This window comes from Desulfofundulus sp. TPOSR, assembly GCF_011393055.1.
GTDB classification, from domain to species: domain Bacteria; phylum Bacillota; class Desulfotomaculia; order Desulfotomaculales; family Desulfovirgulaceae; genus Desulfofundulus; species Desulfofundulus kuznetsovii.
Genome location: NZ_JAAOEF010000001.1, coordinates 709,533 through 724,533, shown reverse-complemented (window position 1 = coordinate 724,533; position 15,001 = coordinate 709,533). Strand labels below are relative to the sequence as shown.

Here is a 15,001-nt window from a genome sequence, read left to right as displayed (position 1 = left end):
ATGCATAATCTTTAAATGCATAATCTTCTAAGTTAAGGAGGACGTTCTGTTGGAAAAAATAAAGGCAGCCATCGTCGGGCCGGGTAACATCGGTACCGACCTGATGTACAAACTGTTGCGCAGCAAATACGTGGAAGTAGCCATGATGGTGGGAATTTACCCGGAATCCGAGGGCCTGGCCCGGGCCAGATCACTGGGCATTAAAGCCTCACACGAAGGGATCGACGCAGTACTGCGGGAACCGGAGATCAAGATTGTCTTTGACGCTACCGGAGCCAAGCCTCATCTCAAACATGCTCCCCTGCTGCGGGAGGCGGGCAAGATTGCCATCGACCTCACTCCGGCGGCGGTGGGTCCTTACGTAGTCCCGGTGGTTAACATAGATCAGCATCTGGACGCCATGAACGTAAACATGGTTACCTGCGGTGGCCAGGCCACCGTGCCCATCGTGGCGGCAATTAACCGGGTGGCAGGCGTTCAATACGCAGAGATCGTTTCTTCCATTTCAAGTAAAAGCGCCGGGCCGGGAACCCGCCAGAACATCGATGAGTTTACCGAGACCACGGCCAGGGCCCTGGAAGTGGTGGGCGGGGCTCAAAAGGGCAAGGCCATTATTATCCTTAACCCAGCCGAGCCCCCAATCATGATGCATAACACCATCTACACTCTGGTGGAGCATCCGGATGAGGATAAAATTCGTACTGCAGTGCTCGACATGGTACGGCGCATTCAGGAGTACGTTCCCGGTTACCGGCTCCGGGTAGAGCCGCTGGTGGAAGGAAACAAGGTGACTACGATCATCGAAGTGACCGGGGCGGGAGACTTCCTGCCCACTTATGCGGGCAACCTGGACATTATGACTTCGGCTGCTGCACGGGTGGGCGAGTTGATGGCCATGCGCCTGCTGGGGATTTACAGTCGGAAGGATGTGGAAAGCTGTGCCTAAGATCAGAATTATGGACACCACCTTGCGGGATGGGATGCACGCCATGGCCCACCAGTTCACCCCGGAACAGATGGCCAGGGTGGCGGCCGCCCTGGATGAGGCCGGCGTGGACGTAATCGAAGTTTCTCACGGCGACGGGCTGGCCGGTTATTCATTCCAGTACGGGTTTGCCGCGGCTACAGACGAGGAGTACCTGCACGCAGTTGCTCCGGTGCTCAAGCGGGCAAAGCTGGCAGCCCTGGTACTGCCCGGTATCGGTACTTGTAAGGACATGCAGATGGCGGTTAAAGCCGGGGTAAAGGTCTTCCGCATAGCCACCCACGTTACCGAGGCGGACATATCGGAAGAGCACATGGGCCTGGCCAAAGAGATGGGGGCGGAAGTGGTAGGCTTTCTGATGATGTCCCACACCGTAGACAAAGAGAAGATTGCCGAGCAGGCCAGGTTGATGGAAAGTTACGGTGCGGACGTGGTCTATGTGGTGGACTCGGCGGGGGCCATGACCCCGCCGGAGGTTAAGGAAAAGGTTGGCTACGTGCGTTCCTGCCTGAAGATTCCGGTGGGTTTCCATGCCCATAACAACCTGGGTCTGGCCATCGGCAATACACTGGCAGCAGTGGAAGCCGGGGCCACGGTAGTAGACGGGACCCTGCGCGGCCTGGGAGCCGGGGCAGGTAACGCGCCTACCGAAGTGCTGACGGCAGCCCTTAAAAAGGTTGGCTGTGAGGTAGATGTGGATCTCTATAAGATCATGGATGCTGCCAATGTCCTGGAGCCCATGATGCGCCGCCCCCAGGTGATCGATAATGCGTCCATCATGCTGGGTTATGCCGGCGTGTACTCCAGCTTCCTCCTGCACACCTACCGGGCGGCGGAGAAGTTTGGCCTGGATCCGCGGGACATTTTAATGGAACTGGGGCGCCGCAAGATTGTAGGCGGTCAGGAAGACTACATTATTGACGTGGCTTACGAGATGGCTCAGAATAAACAGGTTGTGGCTGGTTGATAAACTGTTTGATAGGCCATTCAGCAATGGGGGTTCGGTTCCGGAAAGAAACCGGCCCCCTGTGCCCGAATATCTTGCCGGATGCGTTTTGACACCATTTAAAATAACGCATAAATTTCTAAAATAAATTTTTAGGGAGAATGGCAGGAGTTTTAAAAATAATGTCGAACAATGACAATTATAAGAAAACCAGAATAGAGTTTGTTAATGTCAAACAAGTGAAGGGTCGGCGTTTTTCAAAGGAGCGGGGTATTTGGTTGCTATAAACAGAATAGGGTTTGGTATTATCAAACATACCTGGCAAGCTTTAAAAAGAAACCTTAGGGGGTGAATTTTGAGAAAAGATAGCGAGGCCTGGAGGTAAAAGTAAATTCACTGGTAGTACTTATGGTAGTTTAAATCTTATGGCAAAAATACCAGGGTTAAGGGGGTTGTGTTATTATGTTCCCAATGCTCAAAGTGGTTCAATACTATACCCCTCAAAAAGTAGTGTTTGGTGTAAATGCCATAGACAATATTGGCCAGTATATCAAAGAAATGGGTATAAGCGGAAAGGCTATTATTGTAACTGATCCCGGGGTGGCTCAGGCGGGGATCGCTGATCGGGTAGCTCAGGCCCTGAAGAAGGACGGATTTGAGGTAGCGGTTTTTGACCAGGGTAAGCCCGAGCCGGATAATGTGGTCTGTGACCAGGCTGCTGAATTTGCTCGTAAAGAAGGTGGCAGCTTCGTAATTGGTCTTGGCGGCGGCAGTGCTATCGACATCGCCAAGGTGGCTGCTCAGCTCCTGGCGCTGCCGGGTAAAACTGAGGATTATCTGGTTAACACCACCTTCCCCAAAAAGGGCGCACCGATTATTGCTGTTCCCACCACATCCGGAACAGGTACCGAATGTACGATGTATGCTGTAATCACATTTGCTAAAGATGGTATTAAAGGTTTCTTCTCCACGCCGACCATCCTGCCGGATATGGCACTGGTGGATCCTACCCTGACTGTAAGTATGCCGCCCAAAGTTACTGCTTCTTCAGGTATCGATGCCCTCTCTCATGCTATCGAGACGATGATGGCCAAACAGGAAAACCCGCTTACTGATGCAATTGCTCTCAAGGCGATTGAGTTCATCGCAGAGACCCTGCCGGTGGCCGTTTACGAAGGGGATAACCTGGAGGCTCGGGTCAAGATGGCTTATGCTTCAATGATGGCTGGCATGGCCTTTAATGATCCGGGAATCGTAGAGGGTCATGCTCTGGCACATACGTTGGGTTCCGTATACCATGTTCCGCATGGTGTTGGTTGTGCGGTTGCCCTGCCCTATGCGATGGAGTATAACATGGGTCACTGCATGGAGAAACTGGCTCGCATTGCCGTGGCCTTAGGTCAGAATACCGCTGGCATGAGTGTCCGTCAGGCTGCCCAGGCTGCTGTCTACGCGGTCAAACAGTTAATCGAAGATGTTGGTATTCCCACTACATGGGCACCCTTCGGTAAGAAGGAAGATATTCCAAAGTTAGCCGAAATGATGGTTGAGAGCCCGTGGATTACCGCTTTTTACGGCTGGTCCAAGCGTCCGATGACCAGAGAGGCGGCGGTAGAACTGCTGACCAGAAGTTATGAAGGCCGTCTTGGGGATAAACTGTATTAGAGCCAGGGGTAAATTAGGGAGCAGGCGAGACTATCCTTTCTTCCTGCTCCCTCTTCCAGTTATGATAATTACGTCATGGAGGTGACCGCCAGTGTCGAAGGTACTGGTAGTGGACCCGTTCTTGTGCACCGGGTGCCACCGTTGTGAAATGTGGTGTTCGCTAACTAAGTATGGTGAAATAAATCCTTCCCGCAGCAATGTTTATGTGATACGCCGGGAGCCGGCGGTAGATGTGCCCGTAGTATGTATGCAGTGCGGCTTATGTATAGATGTTTGTCCCACCGGAGCACTTAAGCGGGATGGAACTACTGATGCGGTGGTAGTGGATGAAAGTATTTGCACCGGCTGCGGTACCTGTGTGAAGGTTTGCCCTTATGGAGTGCTCAGAATTGATGAAGAAACAGATGTAGCGGCCAAGTGTGACCTGTGCTCCGGTTCACCGGCATGTGTCAGCCATTGCCCGCATGGTGCTCTTCGATACGAAGATGCAGGTAAAGCTGCGGCCATGCGCCGGGAGATTTGGGCTATGGCCCACGGCGTAAGGATCAGATAGGAGGTGCTGGTTAATGTGGTATGGATTTGCCGGTAAGCTGCTGCGGGTTAACCTGACCAGTGGTGAATTCAAGGTAGAAGAACTGGATAAAAACGAATTGCGCAAGTATATGGGTTGTGTTGGCTATGCAGCCAGGCTTCTCTACCAGGAAATGCCAGGCGGCATTGATCCTCTGGCTCCAGAAGCTAAAGTGGTGCTGGCCACTGGTGCTGTAACCGGGACCCTTTGTCCCAGCGGTGGAAGCTACGAGGTGTGCTACAAGTCACCTTTGACCGGCACATGGAATCAGGCCCGGTCGGGAGGGGCTTTTGGTCCAAAACTCAAATATGCGGGGTTCGACTTTGTGGTCATTGAAGGTAAGGCAGAAGAGCCCGTCTATGTGTATATCCACGATGGCGAGGCGGAGATTAAACCCGCTAAACACCTGTGGGGGCTTAACGTTGAAGAAACTACAGATGCCCTGATTCGCGAACTTGATGATCCGGAAATCTCTGTGGCAACCATAGGTCAGGCGGGCGAAAATGGTGTTCTGTATGCAGCTCTTATGAATGATAGGGGACGGGCTGCCGGCCGCGGCGGTATTGGAGCAGTGTTTGGCAGTAAAAATTTGAAGACGGTTGTGGTGAATGGCCGTGGCGGCATTAAAGTGGCCCGCCCGAAGGAATTTGCGGAGGCTGTTGAGAAGGCAGAGCAATGGTTAAAGAATTACCCCTTCGGCAGCATTCCTTCTCTGGGTACGGTTGGCCTGGTATCGTTGAACAACAGCCTGGGAATCCTGCCGACAAAGAACTTCCAGACGGCTTATTTTGATAAAGCCGATCAGGTTTCAGGTGAGACTCTCAACCGGAAATATCAGATTAAACGGCGGGCTTGTTATGGTTGCAGCTTCGCCTGTGGGCGTTATACTTCAGTGGGTGGTGGAAAGTTTGCTACACCTCCCATGGAGGGTCCGGAATACGAAACTGTAGATATGCTGGGGCCCATATGTGGTGTTGACAACCTGGAAGCTATTATTAGAGGAAATTACCTCTGCAACATTTATGGTTTGGATACAATTAGTACGGGCATGAGCATTGCTTTTGCGATGGAGTGTTATGAAAAGGGGCTGCTAACCGATAAGGACACGGATGGAATGCCTTTACGGTGGGGTGATGGAGAAGTAGTGGTAAAATTGGTGGAAAAGATTGCCCACCGGGAAGGAATTGGGGCATTGCTGGCCCAGGGTGTAAAACGTATGGCTGAACAGCTCGGTCCTGCTGCCGAAGAAGCGGCTATCCATGTGAAAGGACTTGAACTGCCGGCTCACGAGCCCCGTTCTGAATCTAAGGTGCTTGCTGTGCAGTATGCCGTTTCTCCGCGGGGGGCCTGTCATATGCACCCCAACTGGGCAAGCACCTGGGACTTCGGTCAGCTTGATTGCGGCATGAAGGAATTCGGGTTGCCCTGGCCGCCAGCAGGGATACAGGATGAATCGCCTCAAAAAGGCATTGTTTACCGGTATGTGGCGTTACAGGGTGAAATCAGCGAAATCCTGGGGGCATGTATCTTCTACTCGTGGGGTACTGAAGGCAGCTGCATCACGCCGCAGCTTTACGCCGAGATTGTCAGTGCTCTCACCGGGTGGGACGTAACAGCGGCAGAACTGGTGACGGCAGCAGAGCGTTCCTGGAATCTCAAGCGGTGTTTTAACGCCCGTGAAGGTTTCACCCGCAAGGATGATAAGTTGCCCGGGCGGTTTTCTCAGGCCATCCAGGATGGTCCTTCCGCAGGGGCCAGGGTGGAAAATCTGGATGCTATGCTGGATGCGTATTATGAGGCCATGGGTTGGGACAGGCAGACCGGCTTTCCTGCTCCCGAAAAATTGAGGGAGCTGGGCCTGGAATTTGCGACCAACTAAAGGGTAGCTTCATTACCGCTGTTCCTCCATGACATATAGCGGTTGTGTATAAATTCGCCCTGAGCTCCCGTAAAAGTAAAAGTTCAATAAAACTGCCGTTAACTGCAGAGGAACGGCGTTGTCCAGAGCGAAAACGATTTTGCGGAGCACCGGTGACAGCACCCGGTGAACCCAGCACTCACCGGCAAAAAAGTGAGCGGGACAACGCCGTTCCTCAATCGGGTTAACTGAAAACTTACCCGTAAAAAAAGGAGTCTGGATAGAAATGCAGGTGACGGTAAAATTATTGGGTATTCTTTCTTTTTCCTACCCTGCCTTCGGCAAATTTCATCCTGTTCAACTGAAAGAAGGCGAGACAATCAGAGAGTTACGGGAACGTTTGGGGCTGCCTTTGAATGAGGTACGCTTTGTTTCCGTTAATGGAAAAATGGTGGGAGAAGAGTATGTGCTGGTTGAGGGAGATGAGGTTGTTTTCTTCCCGGCGGCCAGCGGGGGGTAAGAACTTTGGGAAAATTTCATGATACTTTGGATGCCACTGCTGGCGCTTCTTGAGCGGCTATTTTTCCGGGTGAGGCATTTATCTTAACCTTAATTTAGCTTTATCAGGAGATGGTTATTCTTGGAACTCGACCTGCTGCAAAAAACCGAGCTCTGGATTACAGGTATTGAACTTCAAGGGGCAAATCTTAACGAAATAGCCGCCGTTACCGCCCGTGTATTGGGATTACCTGCTGAAGCTGTGATGGTGGTAGATGTGCGGGACCGGGTGGTGGTGCTGGATATCATGCGGCGCACGGTGATGGCTGAACAAATTGTGGGGCGGGAAAAAGAACTGCTTTCAGCCCTGAATCGCGTGCCGGGGGTACGGGCCACATCCAGTGCGGCTGTTCACGCCCGGGGCATATTGGGCCTGATTGCCGCCGATGCGGAACAGCGGGAGGAATTACTGGAGCGTTCCACCCGCCTGGCGCAGCAGGTAAGGGCCGGTGTGGCCCGGCGGGGGGTGGTTTTTGCTTCCGGCCGGGAAGTCCAGGAAGGCCTGATTGAGGATACAAATTCGCCTTATTTGATCGGCCTGTTTGAGCAGCACGGCTACCGGATGCGTTTTGGAGGCATTCTGCCGGACGATCTGGATCTGATTACCGGCCGCCTCCGGTCGGCAGTGGCGGACGGTTACGGCCTTGTGATCACCACCGGCGGGGTTGGTGCGGAGGATAAAGACTGGATGGTGGAGAGCATTTCCCGGCTCGACCCAGCGGCGGCGACCCCCTGGATCCTCCATTTCCACGCCGGAAAGGGACGCCATTTGAAAGACGGTGTGCGCATTGCAGTAGGTCAGGTGGAATTAACCACTCTGGTGGCTTTACCCGGTCCCCACGACGAGGTACGGCTGGCGGCTCCCGTCCTGCTGGAAGCGCTGGAAGCAGGTTGGGGCAAAGAAATTCTGGCCGGCGCTCTGGCCCGGGTGTTGCGGGAAAAGTGGCGCCGGGCGATGGTTCACGAGCACCATGGATGAAAGAATAGGGTGAGGATTTTTAAAACGTTTTCTAAAAATGTGCAAAAATTTTTAGGAGTAATGGAAGGAATATTGTAAGTAATGTTTTAAGTCACACTTTAATATTAGTAAAATATCAAACAATGTTTAGTATTATCAAACAAACCTAAAAGCCAAATTTTTATAAATAGGATACGGTATTGTCAAACAACAACCTTTTCTAAGTCTTAGCAACTATGGGGGTTGAAAGACCTATTGGGGAGGTGAAATTAATGGTTAAATGAACAATCTACACTAACGTATCAACTTATTGTTGTATGGTCTGGATAGTTCAAATTCTCAAATTTTAGTAAAGGAGGATTATTATGTCTGGTTACTCAAAGTGGTTCAGAATTCCAAGAGATATTGTTTTCGGATGGGGCTGTCTAGAATATCTCAAACAGCTGGATGGAAAGAAAGCCGTAATTGTAACGGATAAAGTAATGCAGCAGCTCGGTTTTGTAGAAAAAGTAAAAAGTTATCTGGCAGAAGCAGGAATTAAAAGCACCGTCTTCGACGAAGTGGAACCGGATCCTTCCCGTCAAACGGTAAAGAAGGGCGCCAAGTTAATGCTTGAATACCAGCCGGATTTAATCGTAGGTTTAGGTGGCGGATCTGCCATTGATGCCGGTAAAGCTATGTGGATTTTTTACGAACATCCTGATGTAACGTGGGAACAAATTTTCGTTCCTTTCACCGGCGTTCCTAAGCTGAGAAATAAGGCCAGATATGTGGCTATTCCTTCTACAAGTGGTACCGCTACCGAAGTAACCCTTGCCGCAGTAATCACCAACCGCGATGTTCAACCCAATGTGAAGGATTTCACCCTCTCCTATGAAGTCACGCCCGACATTGCTATTTGCGATCCTGAACTGCCTTCCACTATGCCGCCGGTAGTTACCGCCAATACCGGTTTTGACGTAATCGTACATGCCGTCGAGGCGTACGTTTCAGTAAACGCTACTGATGTGACTGACCCAATTGCATTGAGATCGGCTGCTATGGCTTATGAGTGGCTGCCCAGGGCTTTTGCTAACGGTTCCAACAAAGAAGCAAGGGAGAAAATGCACACGGCTTCCCTGATGGCAGGATTTACATTCACTAATACTGCTCTGGGACTGGTCCATAGTACCGCTCACCAGATCGGAGCAGAATATGGAGTACCACATGGTCGGGCGAACGCAATCATGTTACCATATGTGGTACAGTACAACACTCCTGCGGCTGCAGCCCGCTATGCTGATGTTGCCCGGGCATTTGGCCATGATTCGAGTGATCCGTATGAAGGTACGGCCAAATTTATTAAAGCGATCCGGGATTTGCAAAAACTCCTTGGCATACCTGCCTGCCTGAAGGATGCTAGTATTGATGAGCAAGACTTCCTGAATAAGGTAGATATGCTGGCCCAGAATGCCATGAAAGATGGCAGTACACCGGCCAATCCGCGAGTACCGACTGTGGAAGAAATCAAGAAAATCTTCCTTTGTGCCTACTACGGAAATGACGTCCTATAAGATTTTTAATGTAGTACGGGGCTTTAGGCCCCGTACTACCAAAAACCTTTCTAAACTATGGGAGTGAACATAATGGGTATTGAACCTATGATGGTAATTGGGGCTCTCGGCGGGGGCATACTGGGAGCAGCCATGGGGGCTCTCCCGGCCATTACGCTGTGGGGTGCTGTTTTGATGGTTGCCGGCCTGGCCGGGCTTGTCACCGGTAAACCCGCATTAGTATGGGATATTGCCTTTAACCCGCTTTTTGGTGCACATATTGTATATGCCGGCGGGGCGGCTGCCGCTGCTTATGCGTGGTCAAAAGGGGTTTTGGAAAGTGGGTTGGATATACTCAAGCCCTTATCCGGTTTTGGTAGAGCAGATATTCTTTTGGTTGGTGGAATATTCGGCGTTATCGGTATGGTTTTGGAACGCGTAGGCACTGGCTTGGCGCTCCCTACTGATAATGTAGCGTTATCTGTGGTCATTACAGGTTGGTTGGCCAGGCTGCTTTTTGACCCTAAATGGCGAACTAATCGTGGGAAAGGTGGAGAAGGTGAAACCTGGTGGCCTAACAGTAAAGAATTGAGTTTGCTTATAGTACTGGGATGTGGAGTAGGATTAGCAGGGGGAATAGCTGCGGCTAAAATAGGTGATGTGCTTATACCTTTCGGATTGGCGCTGTTGTTTCTTATCTATTTACAGATGGGATTTAATGGATTGCCATGGCACCATATCGTCATAGTGGCGGGTATGGCCGCAATTCAAGGAAACGGAACCGTTAATGCCATTATTTGGGCAACACTGCTTGGAGTAGTGACAGCTATTATAGCAGGTTTGCTTAATAAGCTTTGGATTATTAGAACTAATTCATATATAGACCCTCCAGTTACCAGTATAGCGATAGGTAAAAGTATTATAATTGCTTTAGCTGCGTCTGGATTATTATGAAAACCCCGCAAGGGGTCTCCCCGCTGGAGGAAGTGGTGAACCCACAGGTGGTGTGAGAGGACGGGGGTTAGCAGCCCCCTCCTACTCGTTTCCCCCAGAGGTTGGGACATTGGGTTTTGGTTTCAATTGGGGTTTAGCGACTGCATCACTTAAGGGGCAAAAGACTCCCTTCCAGATAGGATTGCATGAGTCATTGCTTTCCTCCGGTATTTGTACTACCAAATGGTTGTGGTAAGGGGTCATCTTGCTGTGAAAGTAAAAGTTAAGCTGCTTGCACCTTTTAAGTTTTGTGACGGTACTGTAGAAAGCGAGCTGGAAGTGCCTCGAAACAGTACCGTGAGGGATTTGGTTACTTTGATTGCTGAGCGAAGCAACATAGATAAATATGGCCGGGACCAGGTAATGATTCTTGCCGGCAACAAAATAGTTGGTTGCGATGACCTGATTGACAAAGACATGGAGGCATGGATCATGCTTCAGCCCATGGGAGGTTAAGGTGAGCTGGTGGATATGAAACATGGTTATACAGGTAAGATTTTATGGGTAAATTTGGCGGAAAAGAAATGGTGGGAAGAGGAAACTGATGATGATTTTGCTTCCAAATGGCTGGGAGGCAGCGGCTTTGGCGCCGTTACTTTAGCCAGGAATACTGATGCCCAAACAGATCCCCTTGGAGAGAATAATGTCCTGGGATTTTTTACGGGGCCCCTTACAGGGACGGTTGTGCCGTCTTCGGGGCGACATTCGGTTGTCGGCAAGTCACCGCTAACGGGAATCTGGGGAGAGGCCAGTGTGGGGGGTAGCTGGGGCAGAGAGCTGAAACGGGCCGGATACGATGGTTTAGTATTGCTGGGGAAGGCCGATTCTCCGGTATATCTCTGGATAAGCGAAGACGGGGTAGAAATAAGGGATGCCGCGGAACTCTGGGGGCTGGATACTTATCAAACCGCGGAGAGGCTACAAGAATTACATCCTGGTGTCCAGGTGTGCGCTGTTGGCCCTGCAGGTGAACGTCTGGTTAGAATCGCCGGGCTTTTTACCGATGGTAAAGAAGGGCGGGCGGCGGCACGCTGCGGTCTTGGGGCAGTGGCAGGCTCCAAGAACGTAAAAGCTCTTGCAGTGCGGGGAACAAGAAAACCGTCCCTGGCCTTCGAGGAAGAACTGAAAGCCAAAATAAAAGAAGCTGTAAAAAGGATTAAAGAAAAAACCAGGGCTCTCAGTGAGTTCGGTACGCCGGGCCTGGTAATACCCTGCGAGCAAATAGGCGATTTCCCCGTGCGAAACTGGCGGGATGGAAAGTGGGAGGAAGGAGCAAAAAGTATTAGCGGTCCACGGATGGTTGAAACTGTGCTCAGCGGTCGCTTCCACTGCGCAGGTTGCCCTATAGGTTGCGGGCGCCGGGTAAACATTACCAGTGGACCATATAAGGGAGTTAACGGCGGTGGTCCCGAGTATGAAACTCTTGGTCTAATGGGGGGGTCCTGCCTCATAGATAACCTGGAAGCCATCTGCTATGCCAACGAACTTTGCAACCGTTACGGCATAGACACCATAGATGCAGCGAATCTGATTGCTTTCAGTATAGAAGCATTTGAGCGTGGTGTTATTGGGAAGGAAGAAACAGGCGGCCTGGTTTTGCGGTGGGGCGACCCCGGGATTTTAATTGAACTCATTCACCAGATTGGGCAGAACAAGGGCTTTGGTGCCGTCCTGGCCGGGGGATTTAAGACTTTACTTAACGGATTAGGTCCGGAAGCAAAAGAATTTGCCATCCATGTCAAGGGTATGGGTTTCCCGGCCCACGACCCAAGGGCGTACAATAGCATAGCTCTCGGATATGCTACTGCAAACAGGGGGGCATGCCATTTAGAAGGGTTCAGCCATGCCTTTGAGCGCAACGTGGCCATGCCTGAATTTGGGTTCAGCGAACCGCTTGACCGGTTTTCCGTTGAGGGGAAAGGGAAACTTGTGGCCCTCACTCAAAATCTCATGAGTGTTTTTGACTCGCTGGCCTTATGTAAGTTTTTGTTGTTTGGCGGTGTCGGAATAAAGGATCTGGCTGAATGGGTTAAGTTAGGTGCGGGCTTTGACTTTACCCCGGAAAAACTCATGGAAATAGGAGAAAGGATCTTCAACTTAAAGCGCTTTTACAACGTAAAATGCGGCATCAGCCGCAAAGATGATATTCTACCGCCTCGCATCCTTAAACAGAAACGGGGCAGCGGGGGAGCCGCTGAAAATTTACCCCCCCTGGACAGGATGCTTGACGAGTATTATGCCGCCCGTGGCTGGGATGAGGACGGTATTCCCACTCGAGAAACATTGGAAAGATTAGGACTGGGTGATTTTATTTTTTAGGACCTTACTGAGAGAGGGAGGATTGGTTCAAAATGGAAGCATTTACGTTTCAGCTGAAGACCACAGTTTGTTTTGGGGCCAATGTTGTGTCCGGCATTGTTGACTGGTGCCGCAACTACAATGCAAAGCGTGTTCTGATTGTTACGGATCAGGGGGTTAGGAAAGCCGGAATTCTGGAAAAAGTTGAGAAGATTTTAAGCGACGCAGGAATAGAAAATGTGGTCTTCGATGATGTTGAACCGGATCCGGGCCTGGAGACCATTCATCGTTGTGCTTCATGTTTTAGGGAAAACAAATGTGATTTGATTTTAGCGGTTGGCGGGGGTAGTCCGATTGACACGGCCAAGGGGGCCCAAATTATAGTAGAGAACGGCGGTCATATCAGGGACTATGCCGGTGTAAACAAGGTTCCCAGAGCTCCGGTTACACCCCTGATCGCAATTCCTACCACTTCCGGTACAGGTAGCGAAGTTACGACGTTTGCCGTTCTCTCGGATTGGGAAAATAGAATGAAAATAACCATTTCCAGTCCCTTTTTGGCACCGGAAGTTGCCGTGGTTGATCCGCTCCTTACGATGACGGCTCCACCGTCCGTAACCGCGGCGAGCGGGATTGACGCCCTGTCCCATGCCATAGAAACCTATGTCTCCCTCAAGGCACAGCCGCCTGCTGAAGCGCTCGCTTTAAAGGCTATTGAACTCATTGGAGAAAGCCTTAGAACCGCGGTGGCTGACGGAAGTGATAAAGAAGCACGTACCAGAATGTCTTTAGGCAGTCTGTTAGCCGGCATGGCGTTCAATAATTCCTTGCTGGGCCTTACCCATTCCATCGGAGCAGCTTTGAGCGGGCACGCGCACGTGAGCCACGGGGTGGCGATAGGTCTTCTCCTGCCCTATGTTATGGAGTTTAACGCGATGGCCAGAATGGAAAAGTTTAGCAAAATAGCAATTGCCCTGGGTGAGAACGTCAAGGGCTTGAGTCTAAGAGAAGCGGCTTTGCGTTCAGTTAAAGCCGTACGCGAGCTGGTGGAAGATATTTCCTTGCCGCGCAGGTTGGGAGACGTGGGAGTAACCGGGGATATGATTGAAGGTATGGCTAAGGATGCCATGGGACATGGTATGCTCAAGTTTAATCCGCGAGCGGTCACGGAAAAAGATATCATGGCCATACTGCGGAAGGCTTTATGAAGGGAAGAGGATGATTACAGTGAGTTACCATACCCTTCGCAGCTGGTTGGAAGCGCTGGAAACCAGGGGGTATCTGAAGAAAATCAAAAGGGAGGTTGACCCGGTTTTCGAACTGGCTGCCGTAGCCAAGAAGGCAGACGGGCAGTGGGCGGTCAAGTTTGAGAAAGTGAAAGGCTATTCCATGCCCGTAGTAGCCGGCATATTATCCACCAGGCAGATGATTGCCGAAGCTATGGGTGTAAGCATAGCTGAAGTAGTGACTAAATTTGCCGCGGCTCAAGCCAATCCCGTGCCGTGCCGTCTCATTAGTAGGGAACAGGCTCCTGTCAAAGAAGTTATTATACGAGATCATATTGACATTGTTTCTATGTTTCCTGTTCCGACCCATCACGAGAAGGATGCCGGGCCGTATATCACTGCTGCTCTTCTTATCACCAAAGACCCTTCTACTGGCGTTCGTAATGTTTCCATCCACAGGCTTCAGGTGCTGGGTCCAAACAAACTGGGCATCCTAATTTTACCCCGCCACCTGTGGCATATATACCAAAAAGCGGAAGAAAAAGACCGGCCGCTGGAAGTGGCGCTGGTTATCGGTGCAGATCCCCTTACCTTGCTGGCATCACAGGCAATTACACCCTTTGGGGTTGATGAACTGGAAATTGCCGGTGCCCTTCATGGAGAGCCCCTTCAGTTAGTCAAGTGTGAAACAGTGGATATAGAAGTACCGGCGCATGCAGAAATAGTCTTAGAAGGGCGGTTGCTGCCCGGGGTGCGTGAAATGGAAGGGCCCTTCGGTGAGTATCCGAAGTATTACGGGCCTGCCAGCAAAAAACCCGTAATTGTTATTGATGCTGTTACCTGCAGGCGCCAGCCGATCTATCAGACCATTGTGGCAGCGACAAAGGAGCATTTGCTTTTGGGAGCTATTCCGCGGGAGGCGGGTCTCTTCCAAATCGTCAAGCAGGCAGTCCCTACGGTTCAGGCAGTGCACTTAACACCTGGAGGCGCATGCCGCTACCATGCTGTTATCGCCATCGATAAGAGAAACGAAGGAGAGGCTAAAAATGCCATGTTTGCTGCCTTTGCCAGCAGTGCGGAAATTAAGCATGTAGTGGTTGTAGATAAAGATGTAGATATTTTTAACTCCGAAGATGTGGAGTGGGCCATTGCTACCCGCTGCCAGGCCGGTAGAGATGTAATCATAATTTCTGGAGCACATGGAAACAAACTCGATCCTTCCAGCGATGACGGTATGAGTGATAAAATGGGCATTGATGCAACTGTGCCGCTTGGTGCCCCGGCGGAACGTTTCGAAAAAATTAAAATCCCGGATTTTGAAAAGATCAGGCTTGAGGATTACTTTGAGGACCATGAACAAAAAACGGTGTTATAATGTTTTATAACGTGTGACCTGGACCTCACTTGATTA

The 15,001-nt window shown here is 50.8% G+C and carries 13 protein-coding genes; all 13 read left to right on the top strand.

Annotation, left to right across the window (positions count from 1 at the left end):
- Positions 1 to 49: 49 nt before the first annotated feature.
- The 13 genes from G7K71_RS03640 (at position 50) to G7K71_RS03580 (ending at position 14,965) form a co-directional block, all read left to right on the top strand.
- Positions 50 to 946: an acetaldehyde dehydrogenase (acetylating) gene (locus G7K71_RS03640; RefSeq protein WP_166343581.1), complete on the top strand. Its 897-nt coding sequence runs from the start codon at positions 50 to 52 to the stop codon at positions 944 to 946.
- Complete coding sequence (gene dmpG / locus G7K71_RS03635; RefSeq protein WP_166343579.1) at positions 927 to 1,952, top strand: 4-hydroxy-2-oxovalerate aldolase; 1,026 nt, start codon at positions 927 to 929, stop codon at positions 1,950 to 1,952. Before G7K71_RS03640 ends, dmpG begins: the two co-directional genes overlap by 20 nt.
- A 441-nt stretch (positions 1,953 to 2,393) precedes the next feature.
- A complete protein-coding gene (locus tag G7K71_RS03630; RefSeq protein ID WP_166343577.1) occupies positions 2,394 to 3,596 on the top strand; it encodes an iron-containing alcohol dehydrogenase in 1,203 nt (400 codons plus the stop codon).
- Positions 3,597 to 3,687: 91 nt separating this feature from the next.
- A complete protein-coding gene (locus G7K71_RS03625) occupies positions 3,688 to 4,149 on the top strand; it encodes a 4Fe-4S dicluster domain-containing protein (protein ID WP_166343575.1) in 462 nt (153 codons plus the stop codon).
- A gap of 13 nt (positions 4,150 to 4,162) precedes the next feature.
- A complete protein-coding gene (locus G7K71_RS03620) occupies positions 4,163 to 6,046 on the top strand; it encodes an aldehyde ferredoxin oxidoreductase family protein (RefSeq protein ID WP_166343573.1) in 1,884 nt (627 codons plus the stop codon).
- 265 nt (positions 6,047 to 6,311) lie between these two features.
- Positions 6,312 to 6,545, top strand: coding sequence for a MoaD/ThiS family protein (locus tag G7K71_RS03615; protein WP_166343572.1), 234 nt, complete (start codon positions 6,312 to 6,314; stop codon positions 6,543 to 6,545).
- 120 nt (positions 6,546 to 6,665) lie between these two features.
- Positions 6,666 to 7,562, top strand: a complete 897-nt coding sequence (locus tag G7K71_RS03610) for a molybdopterin-binding protein (RefSeq protein ID WP_166343570.1) — start codon at positions 6,666 to 6,668, stop codon at positions 7,560 to 7,562.
- 344 nt (positions 7,563 to 7,906) lie between these two features.
- Complete coding sequence (locus G7K71_RS03605) at positions 7,907 to 9,094, top strand: iron-containing alcohol dehydrogenase (RefSeq protein ID WP_166343568.1); 1,188 nt, start codon at positions 7,907 to 7,909, stop codon at positions 9,092 to 9,094.
- Between the two features lie 72 nt (positions 9,095 to 9,166).
- Positions 9,167 to 10,027 (top strand): hypothetical protein, encoded by an 861-nt coding sequence (locus G7K71_RS03600; RefSeq protein WP_166343567.1) that lies wholly within the window; start codon positions 9,167 to 9,169, stop codon positions 10,025 to 10,027.
- A gap of 249 nt (positions 10,028 to 10,276) precedes the next feature.
- A complete protein-coding gene (locus G7K71_RS03595) occupies positions 10,277 to 10,522 on the top strand; it encodes a MoaD/ThiS family protein (protein ID WP_166343565.1) in 246 nt (81 codons plus the stop codon).
- A gap of 15 nt (positions 10,523 to 10,537) precedes the next feature.
- Positions 10,538 to 12,385: an aldehyde ferredoxin oxidoreductase family protein gene (locus G7K71_RS03590; protein ID WP_166345062.1), complete on the top strand. Its 1,848-nt coding sequence runs from the start codon at positions 10,538 to 10,540 to the stop codon at positions 12,383 to 12,385.
- Between the two features lie 32 nt (positions 12,386 to 12,417).
- Entirely contained in the window at positions 12,418 to 13,572 is a 1,155-nt protein-coding gene (locus tag G7K71_RS03585; RefSeq protein ID WP_166343563.1) for an iron-containing alcohol dehydrogenase, read from the top strand.
- A 19-nt stretch (positions 13,573 to 13,591) separates the two neighbouring features.
- Entirely contained in the window at positions 13,592 to 14,965 is a 1,374-nt protein-coding gene (locus G7K71_RS03580; RefSeq protein ID WP_395858244.1) for a UbiD family decarboxylase, read from the top strand.
- The last annotated feature ends 36 nt before the right edge of the window (positions 14,966 to 15,001 follow it).